Origin of the sequence: Polaromonas sp. (genome assembly GCF_030680935.1) — a bacterium.
GTDB lineage: Bacteria > Pseudomonadota > Gammaproteobacteria > Burkholderiales > Burkholderiaceae_C > Polaromonas.
The window spans coordinates 1-21,777 of sequence record NZ_JAUXUP010000071.1 but is presented as its reverse complement, the minus strand read 5'-3'; the positions used below and the strand labels follow the sequence as shown (position 1 = coordinate 21,777).

20 protein-coding genes and 1 pseudogene are annotated in these 21,777 nt (G+C 62.1%); 13 read left to right on the top strand and 8 right to left on the bottom strand.

From position 1 onward, the window contains the following. The 3 genes from Q8L50_RS17205 to Q8L50_RS17195 all read left to right on the top strand — a co-directional run. Window positions 1–186: hypothetical protein (locus Q8L50_RS17205; RefSeq protein ID WP_305349853.1), on the top strand; the 186-nt coding region annotated here is incomplete at its 5' end. Between the two features lie 16 nt (window positions 187–202). After that, window positions 203–871 carry a cysteine hydrolase family protein gene (locus Q8L50_RS17200; protein WP_305349852.1) on the top strand — a complete coding sequence of 223 codons (669 nt, stop codon included), beginning with the start codon at window positions 203–205 and terminating at the stop codon, window positions 869–871. A 9-nt stretch (window positions 872–880) separates the two neighbouring features. Then, window positions 881–1,609: a GntR family transcriptional regulator gene (locus Q8L50_RS17195; RefSeq protein WP_305349851.1), complete on the top strand. Its 729-nt coding sequence runs from the start codon at window positions 881–883 to the stop codon at window positions 1,607–1,609. Between the two features lie 91 nt (window positions 1,610–1,700). Here Q8L50_RS17195 and Q8L50_RS17190 read toward each other — a convergent pair whose 3' ends face one another. Next, window positions 1,701–2,579 (bottom strand): exodeoxyribonuclease III, encoded by an 879-nt coding sequence (locus tag Q8L50_RS17190; protein WP_305349850.1) that lies wholly within the window; start codon window positions 2,577–2,579, stop codon window positions 1,701–1,703. A gap of 79 nt (window positions 2,580–2,658) precedes the next feature. Between Q8L50_RS17190 and pyrE the strand changes: the two genes are divergently transcribed. Together pyrE and Q8L50_RS17180 are read left to right on the top strand one after the other, a co-directional pair. Continuing rightward, window positions 2,659–3,357, top strand: coding sequence for an orotate phosphoribosyltransferase (gene pyrE / locus Q8L50_RS17185; RefSeq protein WP_305349856.1), 699 nt, complete (start codon window positions 2,659–2,661; stop codon window positions 3,355–3,357). 10 nt (window positions 3,358–3,367) lie between these two features. After that, window positions 3,368–4,075: a DUF4124 domain-containing protein gene (locus Q8L50_RS17180; protein WP_370869828.1), complete on the top strand. Its 708-nt coding sequence runs from the start codon at window positions 3,368–3,370 to the stop codon at window positions 4,073–4,075. A gap of 84 nt (window positions 4,076–4,159) precedes the next feature. Here the strand turns inward: Q8L50_RS17180 and gatB are convergent, their stop codons facing one another. The 3 genes from gatB to gatC are packed head-to-tail and all read right to left on the bottom strand — an operon-like array spanning window position 4,160 to window position 7,478. Next, window positions 4,160–5,620, bottom strand: coding sequence for an Asp-tRNA(Asn)/Glu-tRNA(Gln) amidotransferase subunit GatB (gene gatB, locus Q8L50_RS17175; RefSeq protein ID WP_370869829.1), 1,461 nt, complete (start codon window positions 5,618–5,620; stop codon window positions 4,160–4,162). Between the two features lie 49 nt (window positions 5,621–5,669). Continuing rightward, window positions 5,670–7,175, bottom strand: a complete 1,506-nt coding sequence (gatA, locus tag Q8L50_RS17170) for an Asp-tRNA(Asn)/Glu-tRNA(Gln) amidotransferase subunit GatA (RefSeq protein ID WP_305349848.1) — start codon at window positions 7,173–7,175, stop codon at window positions 5,670–5,672. Between the two features lie 3 nt (window positions 7,176–7,178). Further along, entirely contained in the window at window positions 7,179–7,478 is a 300-nt protein-coding gene (gene gatC / locus Q8L50_RS17165; protein WP_305349847.1) for an Asp-tRNA(Asn)/Glu-tRNA(Gln) amidotransferase subunit GatC, read from the bottom strand. Window positions 7,479–7,727: 249 nt separating this feature from the next. Between gatC and Q8L50_RS17160 the strand changes: the two genes are divergently transcribed. The 4 genes from Q8L50_RS17160 (at window position 7,728) to mrdA (ending at window position 12,639) form a co-directional block, all read left to right on the top strand. Then, complete coding sequence (locus tag Q8L50_RS17160; RefSeq protein WP_077592290.1) at window positions 7,728–8,771, top strand: rod shape-determining protein; 1,044 nt, start codon at window positions 7,728–7,730, stop codon at window positions 8,769–8,771. A gap of 47 nt (window positions 8,772–8,818) precedes the next feature. Beyond that, on the top strand, window positions 8,819–9,739 hold the full coding sequence (gene mreC, locus Q8L50_RS17155) for a rod shape-determining protein MreC (protein WP_305349846.1): 921 nt from the start codon (window positions 8,819–8,821) through the stop codon (window positions 9,737–9,739). Next, the gene (gene mreD, locus Q8L50_RS17150; protein WP_305349845.1) at window positions 9,736–10,254 is read left to right on the top strand and encodes a rod shape-determining protein MreD; all 519 of its coding nucleotides are present in this window, start codon (window positions 9,736–9,738) and stop codon (window positions 10,252–10,254) included. The genes mreC and mreD overlap by 4 nt, the downstream gene beginning before the upstream one ends. A 315-nt stretch (window positions 10,255–10,569) precedes the next feature. Further along, window positions 10,570–12,639 (top strand): penicillin-binding protein 2, encoded by a 2,070-nt coding sequence (mrdA, locus tag Q8L50_RS17145; protein WP_305349844.1) that lies wholly within the window; start codon window positions 10,570–10,572, stop codon window positions 12,637–12,639. Window positions 12,640–12,652: 13 nt separating this feature from the next. On the opposite strand, the gene Q8L50_RS17140 is transcribed toward mrdA, so the two are convergent. Beyond that, complete coding sequence (locus tag Q8L50_RS17140; RefSeq protein WP_305349843.1) at window positions 12,653–13,411, bottom strand: TSUP family transporter; 759 nt, start codon at window positions 13,409–13,411, stop codon at window positions 12,653–12,655. A 566-nt stretch (window positions 13,412–13,977) separates the two neighbouring features. On the opposite strand from Q8L50_RS17140, the gene Q8L50_RS17135 reads away from it, so the two are divergent. Together Q8L50_RS17135 and Q8L50_RS17130 are read left to right on the top strand one after the other, a co-directional pair. Then, window positions 13,978–15,216, top strand: coding sequence for an ammonium transporter (locus Q8L50_RS17135; RefSeq protein ID WP_305349854.1), 1,239 nt, complete (start codon window positions 13,978–13,980; stop codon window positions 15,214–15,216). Between the two features lie 20 nt (window positions 15,217–15,236). Further along, the gene (locus Q8L50_RS17130; protein ID WP_305349857.1) at window positions 15,237–15,704 is read left to right on the top strand and encodes a hypothetical protein; all 468 of its coding nucleotides are present in this window, start codon (window positions 15,237–15,239) and stop codon (window positions 15,702–15,704) included. A gap of 30 nt (window positions 15,705–15,734) precedes the next feature. On the opposite strand, the gene Q8L50_RS17125 is transcribed toward Q8L50_RS17130, so the two are convergent. Next, entirely contained in the window at window positions 15,735–18,056 is a 2,322-nt protein-coding gene (locus Q8L50_RS17125; protein ID WP_305349842.1) for a response regulator, read from the bottom strand. 152 nt (window positions 18,057–18,208) lie between these two features. Here Q8L50_RS17125 and Q8L50_RS17120 point away from each other — a divergent pair, with 152 nt between their 5' ends. Beyond that, on the top strand, window positions 18,209–18,736 hold the full coding sequence (locus tag Q8L50_RS17120) for a TIGR02281 family clan AA aspartic protease (RefSeq protein ID WP_305349841.1): 528 nt from the start codon (window positions 18,209–18,211) through the stop codon (window positions 18,734–18,736). A 164-nt stretch (window positions 18,737–18,900) separates the two neighbouring features. Further along, on the top strand, window positions 18,901–19,692 hold the full coding sequence (locus Q8L50_RS17115) for a hypothetical protein (protein WP_305349840.1): 792 nt from the start codon (window positions 18,901–18,903) through the stop codon (window positions 19,690–19,692). A gap of 18 nt (window positions 19,693–19,710) precedes the next feature. On the opposite strand, the gene Q8L50_RS17110 is transcribed toward Q8L50_RS17115, so the two are convergent. Both Q8L50_RS17110 and Q8L50_RS17105 read right to left on the bottom strand, forming a co-directional pair. Further along, entirely contained in the window at window positions 19,711–21,450 is a 1,740-nt protein-coding gene (locus Q8L50_RS17110; protein ID WP_305349839.1) for a GMC family oxidoreductase, read from the bottom strand. A 155-nt stretch (window positions 21,451–21,605) separates the two neighbouring features. Beyond that, window positions 21,606–21,777 (bottom strand): annotated as a pseudogene (locus tag Q8L50_RS17105) (methylmalonate-semialdehyde dehydrogenase (CoA acylating)); the annotation flags it as partial.

The following is a 21,777-nucleotide window of genomic DNA, read 5'->3' as shown; positions in this document are numbered from 1 at the left end:
GCGGCTCGACTTGAATACCCTGACGCAAGCCTGATGAGATTCCAAGGTGTTTCCTATGTCTCCGCACACCTGTTTCCCATGTCTCCGGTCTATACAGCGACGCAAAAGAAAGTTACTTGCCGCCGGGCAACCCCCGGCTTGTCTGAAGCGCCCTACAAACCGGTACTGGCGAAGACTCCAGCATGACCCCCGAAAAACCACCATGCAACTAAACCAAGCCCAACCCTTCCCCTACAACTTCGATCTGAAGTCAACCGCACTCGTCATCATCGACATGCAACGCGACTTCATCGAGCCCGGCGGCTTTGGTGAGACTCTGGGCAATGATGTGGCGCTGCTGCAAGCCATTGTGCCGGCCTGCCAGGCTGTGCTTCAGGCCTGGCGCCGCACCGGCGGTCTGGTGGTGCACACGCGTGAAGCGCACCGGGCTGACCTGTCCGATTGCCCCCCCGCCAAGCTCAATCGGGGCAAGCCCGATTTGCGCATCGGCGACATGGGCGCGATGGGCCGCATCCTGATCAGCGGCGAACCGGGTAACCAGATCATTCCGGCGCTGGCGCCCGTGCCCGGCGAAGTGGTGATCGACAAGCCCGGCAAGGGCGCCTTCTACGCCACGCCGCTGCACGACCTGCTGCAGCAGGCAGGCATCACCCACCTGGTTTTCATGGGTGTGACCACCGAGGTCTGCGTGCAGACCTCGATGCGTGAAGCCAACGACCGGGGCTATGACTGTTTGCTGCTGGAGGACTGTACCGAGAGTTATTTCCCCCAGTTCAAGGCGGCTGCGGTGGAGATGATGCGCGCCCAGGGCGCGATTGTGGGCTGGACCGCCACCAGTGACCAGCTGCTGGCCTTGCTGCAAGGCTGCTAGAGTTTCGCCATGCACACTGCCGCCAGCCATTCAGCCGCCCCCGCGGATTCGCCGGTTCACCGTTCGCGTGCCGACGAGGTCTACGAGCAGCTCAAGCGCGATGTGTCCGAGTTCAAATTGGTGCCGGGCGACCGTTTTACCGAGACCGAAATCAGCGAGCGGCTGGGCGTGTCACGCACGCCGGTGCGGCAGGCGCTTTTTCGCATGCAGCATGAAGGTTTTGTCGAGGTGCTGTTTCGCAGCGGCTGGCGCGTGTTGCCTTTTGATTTCAACCAGTTTGAAGAGCTGTATGACTTGCGCATGGTGCTGGAGACGACGGCGGCACACCGGCTTTGCGAAGACTCGCTCAAAGTCAACCCGGCGGTGCTGGATGAACTGGCGGCCATCTGGCTGGTCAGCCCCGAGCGCCGAAGCAGCGACACCGTGCAGGTCGCGCAGTGGGACGAGGCCTTTCACTGCGCGCTGGTCGCTGCAGCGGGCAATGCCGAGATGGCGCGGGTACACCGCGACGTGACCGAGCGCATCCGTGTGATACGCCGACTCGATTTCACCAAGCGGCCGCGTATCGACGCCACCTATGAAGAACACGCGAAGATTCTGAAAGCTATTCAGCGCAAGCGCGGCGACCAGGCCGCGCTGCTGCTGCGCGCCCACATACAGACCAGCCAGGCCGAGGTGCGCAAGATCACCTTGCACCAGGTGCACATGGCGCGGCAGATGGGCGTCAGGGCTGGTTGATCGCATCAAGGCGGAAAAATATACAAAAAGTGGCTGTAGCCCTTGATGGATATGCGAAAACAGCTATGTTTTCAATAGCGAAAACGGACGCTTACAACGTCAGCTCATAGTCCACCGTGATCGGCGCGTGGTCGGAAAAACGCTGCTCTTTGTAAATCGTTTCGCTTTGGGCCAGCGCCGCCAGCGCTGGCGTCGCCAGGTGGTAGTCCAGCCGCCAGCCAACGTTTTTGGCGTAGGCCTGGCCGCGGTTGCTCCACCAGGTGTAGGCCTCGTCGGTGGTCGTGGGCTGCAGCTTGCGGTAGACATCGACCATGCCGCCGCCGCGTGTTGCTTTCACCGTGGGTTTGCCAGCGCCGTCGGTTAACTCCCCCAGCGCTTCTTCGGCCACCTCCGCGTGGCGCAGCAACTCGGTCATCCAGGCGCGTTCTTCGGGCAGGAAGCCGCTGTTCTTTTTGTTGCCCTTGAAATTTTTCAGATCGATTTCCTGGTGCGCAATGTTGATGTCGCCGCACAGCACAAAGTCCCGCGTTTCCTTCAGGCTCGCAAGGTAGGGGTAGAACTCGGCGAGAAAACGGAACTTGGCGGCCTGCCGCTCCTCGCCGGACGAGCCGCTCGGGAAGTAACAGCTGATGATGGACAGCTTGGGGGCATGCTTGCGGCCTGGTCGGTCAAAACGCAGTTCCACGTAACGGCCTTCTGCATCAAATTCTGTCGAGCCGTAGCCGGTGATCACGTCGCTGGGTTCATGGCGCGTGTAAACGGCCACGCCCGAGTAGCCTTTCTTTTCGGCAAAGTGAAAATGGCCTTTGAGGCCGGCGATCTCCTCAAACCTGCCAGCCACGTCGGCCGCCTGGGCCTTCAGCTCCTGCACGCAAATACAATCTGGCTGGGTCCGGGCCACCCACTCTGGCATGCCTTTGGTGGCTGCGGAACGAATACCGTTGAGGTTCAGGCTGGTTAACTTAAACATGGGACTTCCAATGAGTAGAACGACGGGAACGCCAGGTCAGGACGAGCAGGACAGTGGCCAAACGGCAGCTTCCAGCGACATGGCCAGTGAATTTGTGCAGTTTGCCATTGAGTCGGGGGTGTTGCGTTTTGGCGAGTTCAAGACCAAGGCGGGGCGCTTGAGCCCCTACTTTTTTAACGCAGGATTGTTTGACGACGGTGCCAAGCTGGGACGGCTGGCGCAATTTTATGCGCGCGGATTGTTGCTGGAAGAGAAAACCAGCGGTCTGCAGTTCGACATGATTTTTGGTCCGGCTTACAAGGGTATCCCCTTGGCAGCGGCCGTCGCGATTGAGCTGGCACGTCTTGGCCGCAACTTGCCGTTTGCCTACAACCGCAAGGAAACCAAAGACCACGGCGAGGGCGGAACGCTGGTCGGCGCACCGCTCAAGGGGCGGGTATTGATCATTGACGATGTGATCTCTGCAGGTACCGCCATACGCGAGTCGATTACCATTATTCAGGCGGCGGGCGCCCAGCCGTATGCGGTGGCCATTGCGCTGGACCGCCAGGAGAAGGCCACGGAAAATGGCGTGGACGTCAACTACAGTGCTGTGCAGTACGTTAGGAGTCAACTGGGTCTAAAGGTTTTCTCGATTGCCCGTTTGACCGACTTGTTGCAATATCTGTCTCAGGCGGGGGACGTGCCGGAAGGCGCCTCGGAAGTCACAAGCGGGGACTCACTTGTGACCCACTACCAGCGTGTGCTGGACTACCGTCAGCGTTATGGTGTCGATTAAGGATTTTTTCTTGTTGTTGCACAGGTTTGTTGAGAATGGGGTGTTGGCCGGCGCGGCGGCGGTGGTGGCACTGAGCCTGTCCAGCGCGGGTTTTGCTCAGACCATTTACAGCTGTGTGGATGGTTCTGGCCGCAAGATCACTTCCGACCGACCGATTGCCGAATGCAGCGACCGCGTCCAGAAGCAACTCAATCCCTCGGGAACCGTCAAAGGCGTGCTGGAGCCTTCGCTGACCTCCGATGAGCGGGCCGCCAGGGAAGAAAAAGAGAAACGGGCCGCCGAGTTGCGCGAGCGCGAGGTCGAGGAAAAGCGCCGTGACCGCGCCTTGCTGCAGCGTTATCCCAACCGCGCCTTGCACGACAAAGAGCGGGCCGAGGCCCTGGGCCAGATCGATGAGGTCATCACCGCTGCAGCCAAGCGCGCCTCCGAACTGAGCGAGCAGCGCAAGGCCATCGTTGTCGACATGCAGTTCTACAAGGCCGACCCCACACGCGCGCCACCCTCCCTAAGACGCAGGGTGGAAGAAAACGAGAGTAATCAGGCGACGCAAAAACGCTTTATTGCCGAGCAGGACGTCGAGAAAAAAAGGGTCAACCAGCGCTTTGACGAAGAGCTGGCCAAACTCAGGCAGTTGTGGCCCATGGCCGGGACCGTGCCCGCCAAAGCTGCGGCAGCTGCGGCCGCAGCCCCAGTGCCGCCGGCAGCCGCAAAAAAATAGTCTAAGAATCAATAAGGCGTGTAGCCCTTGTGGCACAAGCGCAAGAAGCTATTTATTTGATAGCGTCTTGGGTGGCGTCGACGTTTATCCGAGCTTCTTTTTCAGCAGCTCATTGACCTGTGCCGGATTGGCCTTGCCCTTGGTGGCTTTCATGGCCTGGCCGACCAGCGCGTTCATGGCCTTGGTATTGCCCGCGCGCACTTCCTCTACGTTCTTCACGTTGGCCGCCAGGACATCGTCGATGATTCTCTCGAGTTCGCCGGAGTCGCTCATTTGCTTGAGGCCCTTGGCTTCAATGAGTGCGTCGACATCGCTGCCTTCGCCGCTCCAGAGGCCTTCAAACACCTGACGGGCTGCGTTGTTGGACACGGTTCCGTCGGCAATCCGGCCAATCAGCTGGCCCAGTTGTTCTGCGCTGACCCCTGATTGTTCAATGTTTGTATCGCTCGCGTTCAAGCGGCGCGACAACTCGCCCATCACCCAGTTGCTGGCCAACTTGGGCTGTTTGCTGGCAGTCACCACCGCTTCAAAATAGGCCGCAGTGGCCTTGCTCAGTGTGAGCTGGCCGGCATCGTATTCCGGCAAGTCGTAATCTGCGACAAAGCGCTGGGCCATCACGCGCGGCAACTCGCTCATCTCGGTACGCGTTTGCTCCACCCACTCGCGCGAGATCACCAGCGGCGGCAAATCAGGGTCCGGAAAGTAGCGGTAATCCGCTGCGTCTTCCTTGGTGCGCATGGCGCGCGTCTCGCCGGTGTCCGGGTCAAACAGCACGGTGGCCTGCTGGATGGCCTTGCCATCTTCCAGCTGTTCAATCTGCCAGCGCACCTCGTAGTCAATCGCCTGCTGCATGAACTTGAAACTGTTCAGGTTCTTGATCTCGCGGCGCGTTCCCAGGTCGGCGCCGGGTTTGCGCACCGACACATTCGCGTCGCAGCGAAAGCTGCCTTCCTGCATGTTGCCGTCGCAAATGCCTATCCAGGTGACGATTTTGTGCAGCTCTTTGGCGTAGGCCACGGCCTCTGCGCTGGAGCGCATGTCGGGTTCGGTGACGATCTCCAGCAGGGGCGTGCCGGCGCGGTTCAGGTCAATGCCGCTCATGCCAATGAAGTCTTCGTGCAGCGACTTGCCGGCATCTTCTTCGAGGTGGGCGCGCACTAGCCGCACCGACTTCTTTTCGCCGTCCAGAAAAAACTCGACGCTGCCGCCTTGCACCACTGGAATTTCAAACTGGCTGATCTGGTAACCCTTGGGCAGATCCGGGTAGAAATAATTCTTGCGTGCAAACACGCTGCTCTCGGCGATGTGTGCGTTGACCGCCAGGCCAAATTCAATCGCACGTTGTACCGCGCCCTTGTTCATCACCGGCAGCGCGCCGGGCAGCGCAAAGTCCACCGCCGATGCCTGGGTGTTGGGTTCCGCGCCAAAGGCCGTCGAGGCGCGGCTGAAAATTTTCGATTGTGTGGTCAGCTGCGTGTGGGTTTCGAAACCGATGATGACTTCGTAGCCCTGCACCAGCGGCCCGGTGGGCCGCCCGACCTGCATCTGGGCAAATGAGTTCACGGGGGGGGGGGTCTGGCTCATGTCAAATCACTCATAGGCCGTGGGGCTGGCGCTGGTGCCAGTCGGTCGCCAGCTGAAACTGGTGCGCTGCGCCCAGAAGCTGTGCTTCCTTGAAGTAGTTGCCGATCAACTGCAGGCCCACCGGCATGCCGCCTTCGCCAAAACCGGCCGGCACACTCATACCCGGCAGGCCTGCCAGGCTGGAAGACAGCGTGTAGATGTCGGCCAGGTAACTGGCCACCGGGTCGTCGGATTTTTCGCCGATTTTCCAGGCGACGGTGGGCGAGACCGGGCCGGCAATGATGTCGCATTGCGCAAAGGCCTTCTGGAAATCTTCGGCAATCAGCCGGCGGATTTTCTGCGCTTTCAGGTAATACGCGTCGTAATAGCCGTGCGACAAGACGTAGGTGCCGATCATGATGCGGCGTGTCACTTCGTCGCCAAAACCTTCGGAGCGCGATTTTTTGTACATGTCGCTGAGGTCGGTATAAGCGGCGGCCCTGTGCCCGTATCGGACGCCGTCAAAGCGGCTCAGGTTGCTGCTGGCCTCGGCCGGCGCAATCACGTAATAAACCGGAATCGACAACTCGGTCAGTGGCAGATCCACATCGACCAGCGTGGCTCCCAGCTTTTCCAGCTCGGCCAGCGCGCTGCGCACGGTTTTGAGTACGTCGGCCGAGCAACCCGCGCCGAAAAACTGCCTGGGCAGGCCAATTCTCAAGCCATTCAGGGGTTTAGCCCCCGCCGGTTGTGCGTGAGTAGCTATTAAATCAGTAGCGTAGTTGACCGCCGGCAGATCCAGCGAGGTGGAGTCACGGTCCAGATCCGGGCCGGCCATGCTGGACAGCAGCAAAGCGCAATCGAGTGCACTGCGTGCCATCGGCCCGGCCTGGTCCAGGCTGGAAGCAAAAGCCACCATGCCGTAACGCGAACAGCGCCCATAGGTCGGCTTGATGCCGGTGATGCCGCACAGCGATGCCGGCTGGCGGATGGAGCCGCCGGTGTCGGTGCCGGTGGCGGCTGGTACCAACCGCGCGGCGACCGCTGCAGCCGAGCCGCCCGACGAGCCGCCCGGCACTCGGGTGATGTCCCAGGGGTTTTGCACATTCTTGAAGGCGCTGTTCTCGTTGCCCGAGCCCATGGCGAACTCATCGCAGTTGAGCTTGCCCAGCGTCACCATGCCCGCACCACCGGCATCTACACCGAGCTGGCGCACCACGCTGGCGTCAAACGGGCTGCGGTAGTTGGCCAGCATCTTCGAGCCGGCGGTGGTCGGAAAGTCGCGGGTGACAAAAATATCCTTGTGTGCCAAGGGCACACCCAGCAAGGGCGTGCGCTCGCCGGCGGCCAGACGGGCATCGGCAGCTCGCGCCTGGGCCAGCGAGACATCACTGTCGGTGGCGAGAAAAGCACCCAGATCGTGGGCACGCCCGATACGTGTGAGGAAGTGCTGCGTCGCTTCGACGCTGGAGACTTCACGGGCGGCGAGTTTGGCCGCAAGTTGGGCGACGCTGAGGTCGTGCAGGTCGGTGCTCATCGTTTACTCAATCACGCGGGGCACAAGGAACAATCCGCGCTCAACAGCGGGCGCGCTGACCTGGCTGGCCTCACGCTGGTCAGTCTCGCTCACGATGTCATCGCGCAGACGCAGCGCTACCTGGCCCAGCACTGCCGCGGGGTGAGCCAGCGGCTCCACCCCTTCGGTGTTGACGGCGTTCATTTGTTCCACCAGCGCGAAAAAGCCGTTGAGCTGGCTCAGGGTGTGTTCGGTTTCGTCGGCGCGTAACTCCAGCCTGGCCAGGTTGGCGACGCGTTCGATGTCTTGGGGGGTCAGTGCCATGGGAGAAAAACTACAGCTGAAACGGGGTGTAAAGGTGAAATAATGGCTGGTGTGCCAGCCGGTGACTCACGGGGGATGCGTTATTATCCCGCCTTTGGTGAGAAATCAGGGCAGGATGCACGCTTTATGCGTTATTTATCAAGGTGTTAGGTCACTTCGCCGTTTTCATTTCAGCGCTCTCATTGATTAATCATAAAAGGCGATAGAGCAACGAAGTTTGTTCCATGCCCAAAACCGGACCCCAAGAACATGTTTGAAACCTTCCGTCGGTATTTTTCCACCGACCTGGCGATTGACCTCGGTACTGCCAACACCCTGATTTTTGTACGCGACCGCGGCATTGTGCTCGATGAGCCCTCGGTGGTCGCCATTCGCCACGAAGGTGGTCCGCAGGGCAAAAAGACCATCCAGGCCGTCGGCCATGAAGCCAAGGCCATGCTCGGCAAGGTGCCCGGCAACATCGAGGCCATCCGCCCGATGAAAGACGGCGTGATTGCCGACTTCACCGTCACCGAGCAGATGCTCAAGCAGTTCATCAAGATGGTGCATCCGCGCAGCTTCTTCAAGCCCAGCCCGCGCATCATCATTTGTGTGCCCTGCGGCTCGACCCAGGTTGAGCGCCGGGCCATCCGTGAAAGCGCCTTGGGCGCCGGCGCAAGCGACGTGTACCTGATTGAAGAACCCATGGCCGCCGCCATAGGCGCCGGTCTGCCGGTGTCTGAAGCCAGCGGTTCCATGGTGGTGGATATTGGCGGCGGTACCACCGAAGTCGGCGTGATTTCGCTGGGCGGCATGGTTTACAAAGGCAGCGTGCGGGTCGGCGGTGACCGTTTTGACGAGGCCATCATCAGCTACATCCGCCGCAACTACGGCATGTTGATTGGCGAGCCGACGGCGGAAGCCATCAAGAAAAACATTGGCTCGGCCTTTCCGGGCAGCGAAGTCAAGGAGATGGAAGTCAAAGGCCGCAACCTGTCTGAAGGTGTGCCGCGCAGCTTCACGATCTCCAGCAACGAAATTCTTGAAGCCCTGACCGATCCACTCAACAACATCGTCAGCGCTGTCAAAACCGCACTCGAACATACCCCGCCCGAGCTCGGCGCGGACATCGCCGACCGCGGCATGATGCTGACCGGCGGCGGCGCTCTTCTGCGCGACCTGGACCGCCTGCTGGCTGAAGAAACCGGCCTGCCGGTGCTGGTGGCCGAAGACCCGCTGACCTGCGTGGTCCGCGGCTGCGGTATTGCACTGGAGCGCATGGACCGTCTGGGTTCCATCTTTACCTCGGAATAAGCATCCTCCTCGATGCAGCCGGACAGGCGCATGATTGACCGCAGACCATGCCCTTAGGAACCCTCGACAGAACCCCGCCCCCTTTCTTCAAGCAGGGGCCTTCGGCCTTGTCCAAGCTGATGGTTTTCAGCGCCCTGGCCTTGTTCCTGATGGTCGCTGACCTGCGCTTCAAGGTCACCCAGCCGATACGCGCCGCAGTCGCCACCGTGTTGTACCCGGTGCAGTGGCTGGCGCTGCAGCCGGTGCGTGCGCTTCAGCATGGCGGCGGCTATTTCACGGCGCTCAGTCAGGCGCGTGCGGGCGAGGAAGCGGCACGGACCCAACTCGCCCTGCAATCGTTGCGCGCCAGCCAGGTCGAGCAGCTGGCCGTTGAAAACAACCGTCTGCGCAAGCTGCTGGACCTTCGCGAGCGCTTGATCATCACCGGCATGGCGGCGCAGGTGCTGTACGACGCGCCCGACCCTTACACCCGCAAAATCATCATCGACAAAGGCATGGCCCAGGGGGTTGACCTGGGCTCGCCGGTGCTGGACGAAGCGGGCGTGCTGGGGCAGGTGACCCGCGTGCTCCCCTTTGTCAGTGAAGTCACGCTGGTCATAGACCGCGAGCTGGCCATACCCGTGCTCAACACCCGTACCGGCGCGCGCAGTGTGGCCTATGGCGATCCGACGGCATCCGGCGGTGGGCTGGAGTTGCGCTTCATGGGCAGCAATTCGGACGTGCAGCAGGGCGACCTGCTGACCACCAGCGGTGTGGACGGCGTGTACCCGCCTGGTCTGCCGGTGGCGAAAATCGACAAGATAGAGCGCCGTGCCGAGTCGGCGTTTTCACGGATTTATTGCACCCCGCAGGCGCGTGTTTTTGCTGCGCTTCACGTGATGGTGGTCAAACCGGTGGCTGAGCAGATTCCGGCGCGGCCGGCCGACGAAGCTGCGCCTGCCCCCGCCAAAAAGGGAGGCGCCAAATGATCATGCCCTCTGGCCAGCAGCTGTTGTTGCCGGCCAACCCGTTTTTCATCTGGAGCAGCCTGATTGCGGCGCTGCTGCTGGATATGCTGCCGCTGGGGCGTGTGCCCTGGATGCCCGATTTTCTCGCCCTGGTGCTGGTGTTCTGGAACGTGCATCAGCCTCAGCGTGTGGGCATTGGCCTGGCGTTCATGTTCGGGCTGGGTGTGGATGTGCACCAGACCGCCCTGCTCGGTCAGCATGCGCTGTCGTACACAGCGCTGAGTTTTTTCGCCACCATGATTCACCGCCGCCTGCTCTGGTTCACCGTGCCGTCCCAGGCGCTGCAGATCCTGCCGCTGTTCGCAATGGCGCATGGCGTTGAAATTGTCATCCGCATGATCAGTGGTGGCAACTTCCCGGGCTGGATGTTGTTGCTTGCGCCGGTGGCCGAATCCCTGCTGTGGCCAGTGGTGAGCGTCCTGCTGCTCGCGCCGCAGCGCCGGGCGCCCAATCCTGACCAGAACCGGCCACTGTGATGCCCCCACGGTCGTTCACTCCGTGTAACTCCCTGCACCTTGCAGGCCGCCGCTCGCCGGAGGCTTCGCTTCTGGTGCCTGTCCAAACCTGCGCAGGCAGGTTTGGAGCGGCTGGCACCAGCCCCGGGGGGGCCGCTGCGCCTGCGGCCCGGCAGAGCCGGTTCCGCGGCCCCTGCTTGATTGAAGAGTCCGCGCGGTCGTTTACTTCATATCCGTTCGTCCTGAGCTTGTCGAAGGATGGCCCCTGCTTGAAGGGGGAGCGGGTGCCCGTTTTGCGAGTGGGGCACTTTTTGGGCATCGCCGGGTCGTACGGCCATGACTGAACTGCGCAACGTCGAAGCCGATCTGTCGCGTTTTCGCCTGCGTGTGCTGGTGGCCGGGCTGGTGATTTTTCTGGCTTTCATGCTGGTGGCGGCGCGGCTGGTTTACCTGCAGGTCGTGCGTCACGACGACCTCCTCGAACAGGCTGAGACCAACCGCACGGCGGTGGTGCCGATTGTGCCCAACCGGGGGCTCATCCTGGACCGCAATGGGGTGGTGCTGGCCACCAACTACTCGGCTTATACGCTGGAGATCACCCCCTCGCGGGTTGCCGATCTGGAGCAAACCATCGAGGCGCTGTCCCGTTTGGTGGACATCCAGCCGCGCGACAAACGCCGCTTCAAAAAACTGCGCGAGGAATCACGCAGTTTTGAGTCACTGCCCATACGCACCCGGTTGACGGACGAAGAGGTGGCCCGTTTTGCCGCGCAGCGTTTTCGCTTTCCCGGGGTGGACATCAAGGCCCGGCTGTTTCGCAACTACCCGCATGGCGAGCTGGCCAGCCATGTCGTGGGGTACATCGGGCGCATCAACCAGGCAGAAAAACTGCGCATCGAGGAAAACGACGAAGAAGGAAACTATCGGGGCACCGACTACATCGGGAAACTCGGTGTCGAGCAGAGTTTCGAAACCCAGCTGCATGGCAGCACGGGCGTTGAACAGGTCGAAACCTCGGCCGGCGGACGTGCCGTGCGCAAGCTGGCCAGCCAACCGGCAACGCCGGGTCACACCATCATGCTGTCGCTGGACATCAAGCTGCAAAAACTGGTGGAAGACCTGTTTGGTGACAGGCGCGGCGCGCTGGTGGCGCTGGACCCGGCCACCGGGGAGGTACTGGCTTTTGTCAGCAAACCCACGTTTGACCCCAATCTGTTCGTGGATGGCATCGACAGCGAAAGCTGGCAAGGCCTCAATGAGTCGGTTGACAAGCCGCTGCTCAATCGTGCGCTGCGCGGTACCTACCCGCCGGGCTCCACTTACAAGCCCTTCATGGCCATGGCCGCGCTCGAGTCTGGCAAACGCCTTCCCGGCAGCATCACCCAGGATGCAGGCTCCTGGATGTTTGGCGGTCACCAGTTCCGCAGCCATGGTGCCGGGTTGGGCCCGGTGGACATGTACCAGAGCATCGTCAAGTCCAGCAACGTCTATTACTACTCACTGGCCAATGACCTGGGGGTTGATGCGATGCACGACTTCATGAAGCCGCTGGGCTTTGGCCAGATCACCGGGATTGACATCAACGGTGAAGTACGCGGCGTCTTGCCGAGCCAGGAGTGGAAGCGCAAAACCTACAAAAAGGCCGACCAGCAAAAGTGGTACCCGGGCGAGACCATATCGCTGGGTATAGGCCAGGGCTACAACACCTTCACCATGCTGCAGCTGGCGCAGGCTACAGCGGTGCTGGCCAACAACGGTGTGAAACACAAGCCGCGCCTGGTGATTGCCACACAAGACCCGGTGTCGCGGGCCATCCAGCCTATCGCGGCCGAACCGGGCGAGGACCTGGGCTACAAACCCGAACATGTGGCGGTGGTCCGCAAGGCGCTGGTCGGGGTCACGCAAGAAGGAACGTCGGCCCGGGTGTTTGCCGGCGCAGCCTACCTCAGCGGCGGGAAAACCGGCACCGCGCAGGCGGTGGGCGTGGGGCAAAAAGACAAGTACGATGCGCGCAAGCTCGAAGAGCACCAGCGCGATCACGCCCTGTACATGGCTTTTGCGCCGGCTGACAAACCGAGGATTGCCCTGGCCGTGGTGGTGGAAAACGCCGGTTTTGGCGCGGCGCACGCGGCGCCGATTGCGCGGCGGGTGTTTGACTATCTGCTGCTGGGGCAGTATCCCAACGAAATCGACATCGCCGCCGTGCAAAAAGGGCTGGCGGGCGCTCCCGTTGGCAAGCCGCGCCTGGTGTCTGAAATGCCGGGCTTGCTGGCTACCGGTCTGCCTGGCGCCGCCGCGCAGTCAGCGGCATCGACAGCTGCCAACGCGGCGAAGGCGGCGGCTTTGGCTGAAGCCCTCAGCAAGCTGGTGCCGGCCGTGCCGGCGGTGGATGCCTATCCCGACTAGCAGCTGCATTCTGTTATCTCGAAAAAGCGTCAAAACCCGTTTTCAGAATCAGCGCGCTCACCACTGCGATAAACACCACGCGCACAAAACCCGCGCCATGCCTGAGTGCCAGACGGGTGCCCAGCAGGCTGCCCACCACATTGGCCAGCGCCATGGTCAGTGCGAAATGCCACCAGACGTGGCCTTTCCAGGCGAACAGCAGCAGGGCCGCCAGATTGGTGGCGGTGTTGAGCAGCTTGGCCGATGCCGATGCGTTCAGAAAGTCATAACCCAGCCAGCGCACGAATAAAAAGACAAAAAAACTACCCGTGCCCGGACCAAAAAATCCGTCGTAAAACCCCAGCACCAGACCTATGCAGCAAGCCGCCGCTGTCTCGGCACGGCCGCTGAAACGCGGTGTGTGGTGGCGGCCCAGTTCCTTTTTCATCAGGGTGTAAAGCAACACCGCCAGTAATACAAACGGCAGCGCCTTGCGCAAAAAACCCGGCGAGATGATGGTGACGAGCCACGCGCCAGCCAGCGAACCGCCAAAGCCGGCCGCTGCCGCCGGCAGCAGGGCCGACCAGCGCATCTCCACACGGCGGGCATATTGGGCGGTGGCAACCGCTGTGCCCCAGACCGAGGCGCCTTTGTTGACACCAAACAGGGTGGCTGGGTGGGTGGTCGGAAAGACCGCAAACAGTGCAGGCACCAAAATCAGGCCGCCGCCGCCCACTATGGCGTCCACAAAACCTGCCAGCAGCGAAGCCAGCGTGACGATCAGCAGTTCCATCGCGCGATTCTCTCATTCGCCCGACAGGCGTCTGTGAGGCACAAAGTGCACCGATCCGGGACATACGGGCAAAAAAAAGCGCCGGGGTTGCCGGCGCTCTATAAAAAACATCTCTCTGGATGCCAATGCTGTTCTGGTCAGGGGTGTTTGTCTCCTCGGCCCTCTGCGAGCACTCGGCTCATGTGCAGGTGCATCACTATAGGATGCGCACTCACATAGTGCATCGGGATTTTCCCTTCCTCTCCAGGCCCGCGGCGAGGGATTTTGGCGCGCGCTGGCACGACTTATGCCTGTTACCGATTGTTAGCTCCATCGGTTCGTCAACGGGAATTTCCATGCATCACAAGCAATTCGTCGCTTTGGGTTGGGGTCTTTGCTTGCTGTTTTCAGCATTCCAGGCCGGTGCACAGGCGCCTGCCCCCGCTGTCGCTCCAGTTGCTGATGCGGCGTCGGCGCCGGCGCCCGTCGCTGCGTCGGTAGCCCCTGAGGTGGCAGCGCCGACCGCAGTCGCCGCACCGGCAGCGCCCGCATCTGCACCAGCGCCAGCGCCGCTCACCCAGCCAGGCATGGTGGCCGCTGACACCCTGAACGGCGCAGACACTGCCTGGATGATGACGTCCACAGCGCTGGTGCTCCTGATGACGCTACCGGGCATTGCTCTTTTTTACGGCGGCATGGTGCGCAGGAAGAGTGTGCTCAACACCATGGCCAGTGTGGTTGTCATCTGTGCGGTGGTCAGCCTGCTTTGGTTTGCCGTTGGCTATTCACTCGCCTTCACGCCCGGCAGTGGCGCGCTCGGGCATTTCATTGGCGGCGGCGAGCGCCTGTGGTTTGCCGGACTCGACTACGCCAAGGAGGCGCAGAAGGTGGCGGTCAGCCATATTGCCCCGAACATTCCCGAGTCGGTGTATGCGATGTACCAGTTGACCTTTGCCATCATCACCGCTGCACTGCTGGTGGGGTCCTTTGTGGAGCGTATGCGATTTTCTGCCATGTTGTGTTTCATCAGCCTTTGGACGCTGGTGGTGTATGCGCCGATTGCCCACTGGGTCTGGGAGCCCAATGGCTGGCTGGCCCGCATGGGGGCGCTCGATTTCGCCGGGGGCTCGGTGGTGCACATCAATGCGGGAGTGGCCGGGCTGGTCTGTGCCTACGCTTTGGGGCCGCGCCGGGGTTATGGGCGTGAAGCCTTCCCGCCGCTGAACCTGGGCCTGACCATGGCGGGCGCTGGCATGTTGTGGGTTGGCTGGTTTGGATTTAATGCCGGCTCGGCAGTGGCTGCGGACGGCCGCGCCGGTCTGGCCATGGCGGTCACCCACATTGCGGCTGCCGCCGGTGCACTGTCGTGGATGGCGGCCGAATGGATGATTCGCGGTCGCCCCACCCTGTTGGGACTGTGTACTGGTCTGGTGGCGGGGCTGGTGGCCATCACGCCGGCGGCAGGCTTTGTATCGCCCCTGTCCGCGCTGGTTATTGGGCTGGTGGCTGGCGTGGCATGTTACTGGGGTGCCACCGGATTGAAACGCCTTCTCAATGCCGACGACTCACTGGACGTATTTGGCGTCCATGGGGTGGGCGGAATTGTGGGGTCATTGTTGACCGGCATTTTTGCGAGCAAGACCATCTCTGGCGTGGAGGGCAGTCTGCTGACGCAGTTCATTGGCGTCGGCGCCGTGGTTTGCTACAGCCTGGTCATGACCGGCGTCGTGCTCTGGATCACATCGCTGGTGCTCAGCCTGCGGGTCGGGGAAAACGCGGAATCCGATGGCATGGACATCTCCCAGCATGCCGAGCGAGTTGGCTAGAAAAACGGACGCTACACACCATGCAAAGCCCTCCCATGCCGAGCAGTGAAAAAATTGCGATTGCCGCCCATCTGCATGTGTTGCTGCGCAGAAAAACCGGCCGTGTGACCGACACGGAATGGATGGCGACCAACCAGGAATACGCGGCAGAAATCGTCCGCTTTGCGCGGGGCAAAGCGGCAGAAGACGGGCATGTCGATTTGGGTGTCTGGGCCGACAGGCTGGAAGAGATCATGCTCGCGCCCGACGTGAAACACCGGGTGCCGCTGGTCAGGCTGATGGCCGATGCGGTCAGGGACAGGGCACTGGCGCTACCCGCAGCCGTGGTACCGCCGCCTGAGCAGCAGAGTTCCCGCAGTGTCAATACCCGGGAAGAGGTGTACCCCGAGTCGGGTTTCATCGAGTCACGTTTTGGCGACAGCGAAAATACGCGTGAGCGCAAACCCCGGGACCCGGACGAGCCGCGTTATGTGAAGAGCCTGCGTTGACACGCGCCACCCCTGGCCAGTGTCGCCGCCTTACGGTGGGCCTGAAATGTCCAGCACCGGCTTGTCCAGCGTGAAATAAAAAACTGCGCCCTCACCGGGCGACGATGTGGCCCAGATGCGGCCTGCGTGGCGCGTGACAATGCGGCGCGCGGTGGCCAGCCCGACGCCTGCACCGGCAAACTCGGCGGGCGCATGCAGACGCTGGAAAGCACCAAACAGCTTGTCGGCATAAGCCATGTCAAATCCGGCGCCGTTGTCCTTGACGAAGAAAACCGTTTCCCGGCCCGAGCCTTCGACAAGGCGGAGCTCAGCGCCCACCGTGATTTCGGCAGTGGCCTGGCGGGAGGTGAACTTCCAGGCGTTGCCGAGCAGAATATGCAGCAGGTGCCGCAACAGGGCGGCGTCGGCCTGCACCTGCAGCGGCTGTTGCACCCGGACGCTCACGGTGCGCTCTGGCTCCTGCTGCGCCAGCGTGTGCAGCAGCTCACTGGCCATGGCACTCAGATCCACCACTTCGCGCCGGGTCTGCGTGCGGGACAGCTGCGCCAGCGCCAGCAGGCTGTCGGTGCGCTCGTTCATCTGGCCGACCCCGGCACGAATGCGTGCCAGGTAGTGCTTGCCGCGTTCGCTGGTGCCGCCAGAAAGCTCCCTTTCGAGCAGATGGGTCAGGCCGCTGATGGCAATGTAGGGCTGACGCAGATCGTGGGCCAGCGAGTGGGAGAAGGCCTGAAGTTCCTGGTTGGCTTCACGCAGTTCGGCGGTTCGTTGTTCCACACGGGCTTCCAGTTCGGTGTTGAGCTGCAGGATTTGCTGCTCGGCGAGTTGACGCTCGGTAATGTCACGCAAGACCACGCTCACCTGTACATCGCCTTCGCTGCTGAGGTGCTGCGACGACGACACCTCCGCTGGAAAGCGCGAGCCATCGGCGCGCAGACAGTCCAGTTCTCCCCGAAATTTGTCGGCCGGGTGTCCCAGAAGCGGACCTGCCCTGTCAAATAGCCCGTTCACACCGGCCGCCTTGATTTGCGCTTCCGTCATGCGAAACAAGGCGCAAGCCGACGGATTCGCCGAAACCACAGTGCCGTCCGCCAGCGCCTGGATAAAACCGTCCAGACTGGTTTCAAACACCATGCGCAGGCGTTCCTCGCTGATGCGCAGGGTGTCTTCGGCCGCCACCAGGCTGCGGTATCGTCTGGCGCGGCTTTGCGCTACCGAAATCAGCACGGCGGGCGCGACCGGTTTGATGATGAAGTCGTCACCGCCTTGCTTGAGCGCCAGTGCCTGCCTGCTCAGACTGGTTTCAGCAGAAAGAAAAACAATCGGCAGCCGCACAAACTGCGCCTGCTGGCGTATCAATGCGGCGAGCTCTATGCCACTGCATTGGGGCATGTGGATGTCGCAGGTGAGCAGGTCAGGCTGGAAATCGACCAGCGAGGCCATGACCTGACGGGGGTCGGTGACCACCAGGGTTTCCAGGCCGGCAGACTCCAACACGCCGGCATACAGTTCTGCCAGGGCCTGGTCATCGTCCACCAGCAGCACGCGGTAAGGCCGCGCCGGTTCACCCGACGTGAGGTGATCCAGCAACGCTGTGAGGGCGGAGACGTCCACCGGCGCAGGAAAATAGCCGGCGCCACCGGCCTGGACCGCCTGCAGGCGGGTCTGAAAATCCGTCCCGCCCGACATGAATATCACGGGCACCTCAGTGCCACCTTCGGCCCATGTCTGGGTCATGCCACGCAAGGCCGAAAGAACCGGAGGGGACAACCCGACGTTGGCCACCACAGCAGCCGGCGGCTCGGGGGGGGGTGCAAGCGCTGCCGACAGGGGTTGCCCAAGCAAAAAACAGCGGTATCCGCCAAGGCTTAACTGTCGCACCAATGCCTGGGCCATGGCATCGTCCGGTTCAAGCACACACACCAGCGGCGATGTTCCTGATGCACTTGATGGAGGGCTGGTGCCGGCCCCGGCCACAGTCCTGGCCGCCGCGGCAACCGCAAGATCGCTGCTGGCGTCTTCCGCGCCGCCGTCAGAGGCGAGTGCGGCCTCCAGCGCCCGCAGGCAGAGCTGCAGGGCATTGCTTTCGGCCTGAGGCGGCACACGGGCATCCCTGGAGCGCGACAGGATGCTCTCGATCCGGGCCGCTGCCCTGCTGACTGCGGGAAAACCGAAGGTACCGCCAGAGCCTGCCAGCTTGTGGGCTTGCGCTCGTGCGGTGTCCAGGGCGGAGGGGTTGTCGTGTTCGCCGAGTTCCCCCACGGCCGCTTGCAGCGCCGCGATTTTTGCCGGCAGCCCCTCTGCATAGGCCGCGCGCTGCTGCTGCATGAAAAGGGCAAGGCTGGTGGCGGGCATGGTCAAAGGAGGAGGCGTCGTGGCTGCCTGCATTATCGGGCCACGTCGTAGCGCCGGGCGTGTGGCGTTTGTGCAGGTCAACGTATCATCATGACCATGTGTTGCAAGCGCTCGCCGATCGGCGTTTTCTCTTTACTGCGGGGCTGACAACCTTGGCATCACCAGACGAACCGGGCGTCCGTGCGGACGGTGCCTCCCGCACGCGATTGGGCTGGGGACCGCTGGCCATCCTTGGCTTTTGGCTGCTGGTGATGGGCGTTCTGTACGTTGTCATGAACCAGGTCCTCAAGCCTGTACCGCTGGTGGTGTCTGCCAGTGGTGAGTTGCAGATCACGCGTGCGCGTGACGGGCATTTTTATGTGGCTGGGATGGTAGCGGGCAGGCCAGTCACTTTTCTGGTGGACACCGGCGCGTCCATGGTGGTGGTCAGCGAGAAGTTTGCAGACGCAGCCGGCCTGGCACGCGGCCAGACCGCCACCTTCAAGACCGCCAACGGTGACTTGCAGGGCCGCATCGTGCCTGGTGTGACGGTGTCCGTGGGCCCGGTCAGCATTGCAGGCGCGCGGGTCGGCGTCGGGCTGGTGGGCGGCGACCCGGACAGGGCCTTGCTGGGGCAGTCCTTTCTGTCCCGGTTTGAGGTGCTGCTGTCCGGAGACCGCATGGTTCTTCGTGGCAAGTAGAAGGTCAACAGCAGCCCCGGGCAATGCTGAAAGCCCCCCTGGCAGGCGCGTGACGGGCGGACGTAAATAAGTTACTGCGGCTCCGGTATTTCATGACTGCAACCAGCCCGGTTGGCGTATATTCTCAAAGCCACTTCAGCAATGGTGTTGAAGCAGGAGTCATCATGCTGCGAGCCTTGTTTGTCTTTCTGGCCTGTGCCTTGTCTGGCGCCTTGGTGCCGGTTGCCGCTGCCGACATTGTTGCCTTTCAGCGTGGGGTGCTGATTCAAGGCACCATCCAGCCAGGCGACTACGCCAAACTCATTGCGTTTGTGCGGCACCCCGACAACTATGGCCGGTTTGCCCGTACGGTTTTTCTCGACTCGCCAGGTGGCGATCTGGTTGAAGCCGTCAAGATTGCCCACCTGCTCGAAAAAAGTCATGCTGCCACCCATGTGGTGCGCGAAGCACGCTGCTACAGCGCCTGTTTCATCTTGTGGATGAGTGGTGTCAGCCGCAACGTGTCCGCTGGCGCTACCCTGGGGGTCCACCGTATCAACGTCAAAGTCGGCGGTGAAACCATGGACCCGGCGTCCGAGCGTTTTGCCAGCATTGCGCGTCGTGTCGAAAACTACATGGCTGCGCTGGGTACGCCGCGCACCATCCTCGACAAGATGAATGCCACGCCAGCGGCCGACATGTTTGTCATCAGCCAGCGCTGGCTGGTGGAGCAGCAGCTGCTGACGGCCGTGTCCTACCGCCTGGGGTTCATGGACGCCGCGCAAGCTCAGTGTGGCCCGGAGCCCTACGCAGCGGCCATCAAGGGCAAAGAACCGCTGAGCGATGAAGAGGCGCAAGACTGGACGTCGCGGATCAGGGGCTGGATGGGGTGCGCGGACGAACTCAGGGCGCGCAATCAAAAGGCCGACGTGCTGACGATAGCCGCCCTGATTGACGGCGCTGACGCTGGCCGCTGAGGTCTGCCGCGCAGACTCCTAAACCCCGTCCTGGATCCACTGCGCGGCTTTTTCCGCAATCATCAAGGTCGGTGAATTGGTGTTGCCGCTGGTGATCAGTGGCATGACACCGGCATCGACCACGCGCAAACCGCTGATGCCACGCACCCGCAGGTGCGAGTCCACCACCGCCATCGGGTCGTCTGCCCTGCCCATTTTGGTCGTGCCCACCGGGTGAAAAATGGTGGTGGCAATGTCGCCGGCCAGTCGCGCCAGGTCTTCATCGCTTTGAAACTGCACACCGGGGCGAAACTCCTCGGGCTGGTAAGCAGCCAGTGCGCTCTGGCCCACAATGCGGCGCGTGATGCGCAGCGAATCGGCGGCCACCTGCCGGTCATGGTCGGTGCTCAGGTAGTTGGGGGCGATCGCCGGGGCATCCTCAAAACGTCCGCTCTTGATCTGCACCGAGCCCCGGCTGGTCGGGTTCAGGTTGCAGACGCTGGCGGTGAACGCGTTGAAGGTGTGCAGGGGCTCGCCAAAGGCGTCCAGCGACAGCGGCTGCACGTGGTACTCGATGTTGGGGTAGGGCTGGTCGGGTGAGCTGCGCGTGAAGGCCCCCAGCTGCGACGGCGCCATGCTCATCGGGCCGGTTTGCTTCAAGGCGTATTCGAGGCCGATCTTCGCCTTGCCCCACAGCGATGTGCCCAGCGTGTTGAGTGTGAAGTTTTTGGCGGCAGCGCTCGTGACCTTGTACACCGAACGGATCTGCAGATGGTCTTGCAAGTTGGCGCCCACCCCGGGCAGGTCCACCAGCACCGGGATGCCGTGTTTTTGCAGCAATGCCGCCGGCCCTATGCCCGAGAGTTGCAGAATCTGCGGTGAGCCAATGCTGCCCGCGCTCAGGATGACCTCGCCCAGTTGGCCTTGCGCCTTGCCCGAGTCGCGCGTGGCAAAGGCCGAGACACTTTCCTGGCCGGTCCAGACCTCGACGCCGGTGCAGCGCTGGCTGCCGTCGTCCTGCCGCTCGATGATGAGTTTGCTGACCTGCGCACTGGTCCACATTTCAAAGTTGGGCCGGCCAAAACACGCGGGGCGCAGAAAGGCCTTGGCCGTGTTCCAGCGCCAGCCGTTTTTCTGGTTGACTTCAAAGTAGCCCACACCTTCGTTGTCGCCGCGGTTGAAGTCATCGGTCGCGGGAATGCCCGCCTGCTGCGCCGCCGCGGAGAAGGCGTCCAGGATGTCCCAGCGAAGCCGTTGCTTGTCAACACGCCATTCACCGCCCGAGTTCCGATGGCGCAGCGTTTTTTGATAAGGCACGCCCTGGTCCTGCATCAGCGCCGGCGCCGTGCCGCGCGCGCCGTGCAGGGCGCTGGCGCCTTTGTAGTGGTCTTCATGCAGCATGAAGTGGGGCAGGGCATTGTCCCAGCGCCATGCATCATCGCCCGTCAGTTGCGCCCACTGGTCGTAGTCACGCGCCTGGCCGCGCATGTAAATCATGCCGTTGATGCTGGAGCAGCCGCCCAGCGTCTTGCCGCGCGGGTAACGCAGGCTGCGGCCATTCAGGCCAGCGTCGGGCTCGGTGTTGTAAAGCCAGTCGGTACGCGGGTTGCCGATGCAGTAGAGATAGCCGACCGGGATATGAATCCAGTGGTAGTCGTCCTTGCGGCCCGCTTCGATCAGCAGCACGCGTTTGGAGGCGTCGGCACTCAGCCGGTTGGCCAGCAGGCAACCGGCGGTTCCGCCCCCGACGATGATGTAGTCAAAGATGTTTTCACTCATGCTGCTTGTTTCGTTGTTGTTTTTTGTGATGTGGTCAGGCTCGTTTGGCGTCATCTAGCCCCAGTGCGCCTCAGGCCAGCGCGGATCTGGCTCCGCCAGTCCGCAGATGGCGCCCCCTGAGGGGGAGGCGGCCAAGGGCCGCTTCGGGGGGGACCCTATTTCGCCGTAGGCATCACAAACTCAGCCCCCTTGCCAATACTCTCAGGCCAGCGCTGCATGATGGACTTCTGCTTGGTGTAGAAGCGCACCCCTTCTTCCCCATAGGCATGCATGTCGCCGAACAGGCTCTTCTTCCAGCCCCCAAAGCCATGCCAGGCCATCGGTACC

Excerpts from the sequence above, each read along its gene's own strand:
- Q8L50_RS17200 (WP_305349852.1), top strand. The coding sequence starts at position 203 with ATGCAACTAAACCAAGCCCAACCCTTCCCCTACAACTTCGATCTGAAG.
- Q8L50_RS17195 (WP_305349851.1), top strand. The coding sequence starts at position 881 with ATGCACACTGCCGCCAGCCATTCAGCCGCCCCCGCGGATTCGCCGGTT.
- Q8L50_RS17190 (WP_305349850.1), bottom strand. The coding sequence starts at position 2,579 with ATGTTTAAGTTAACCAGCCTGAACCTCAACGGTATTCGTTCCGCAGCC.
- pyrE (WP_305349856.1), top strand. The coding sequence starts at position 2,659 with ATGGCCAGTGAATTTGTGCAGTTTGCCATTGAGTCGGGGGTGTTGCGT.
- gatB (WP_370869829.1), bottom strand. The coding sequence starts at position 5,620 with ATGCAGGTCGGGCGGCCCACCGGGCCGCTGGTGCAGGGCTACGAAGTC.
- gatA (WP_305349848.1), bottom strand. The coding sequence starts at position 7,175 with ATGAGCACCGACCTGCACGACCTCAGCGTCGCCCAACTTGCGGCCAAA.
- gatC (WP_305349847.1), bottom strand. The coding sequence starts at position 7,478 with ATGGCACTGACCCCCCAAGACATCGAACGCGTCGCCAACCTGGCCAGG.
- Q8L50_RS17160 (WP_077592290.1), top strand. The coding sequence starts at position 7,728 with ATGTTTGAAACCTTCCGTCGGTATTTTTCCACCGACCTGGCGATTGAC.
- mreC (WP_305349846.1), top strand. The coding sequence starts at position 8,819 with ATGCCCTTAGGAACCCTCGACAGAACCCCGCCCCCTTTCTTCAAGCAG.
- mreD (WP_305349845.1), top strand. The coding sequence starts at position 9,736 with ATGATCATGCCCTCTGGCCAGCAGCTGTTGTTGCCGGCCAACCCGTTT.
- mrdA (WP_305349844.1), top strand. The coding sequence starts at position 10,570 with ATGACTGAACTGCGCAACGTCGAAGCCGATCTGTCGCGTTTTCGCCTG.
- Q8L50_RS17140 (WP_305349843.1), bottom strand. The coding sequence starts at position 13,411 with ATGGAACTGCTGATCGTCACGCTGGCTTCGCTGCTGGCAGGTTTTGTG.
- Q8L50_RS17135 (WP_305349854.1), top strand. The coding sequence starts at position 13,978 with ATGGTGGCCGCTGACACCCTGAACGGCGCAGACACTGCCTGGATGATG.
- Q8L50_RS17130 (WP_305349857.1), top strand. The coding sequence starts at position 15,237 with ATGCAAAGCCCTCCCATGCCGAGCAGTGAAAAAATTGCGATTGCCGCC.
- Q8L50_RS17125 (WP_305349842.1), bottom strand. The coding sequence starts at position 18,056 with ATGCCCGCCACCAGCCTTGCCCTTTTCATGCAGCAGCAGCGCGCGGCC.
- Q8L50_RS17115 (WP_305349840.1), top strand. The coding sequence starts at position 18,901 with ATGCTGCGAGCCTTGTTTGTCTTTCTGGCCTGTGCCTTGTCTGGCGCC.
- Q8L50_RS17110 (WP_305349839.1), bottom strand. The coding sequence starts at position 21,450 with ATGAGTGAAAACATCTTTGACTACATCATCGTCGGGGGCGGAACCGCC.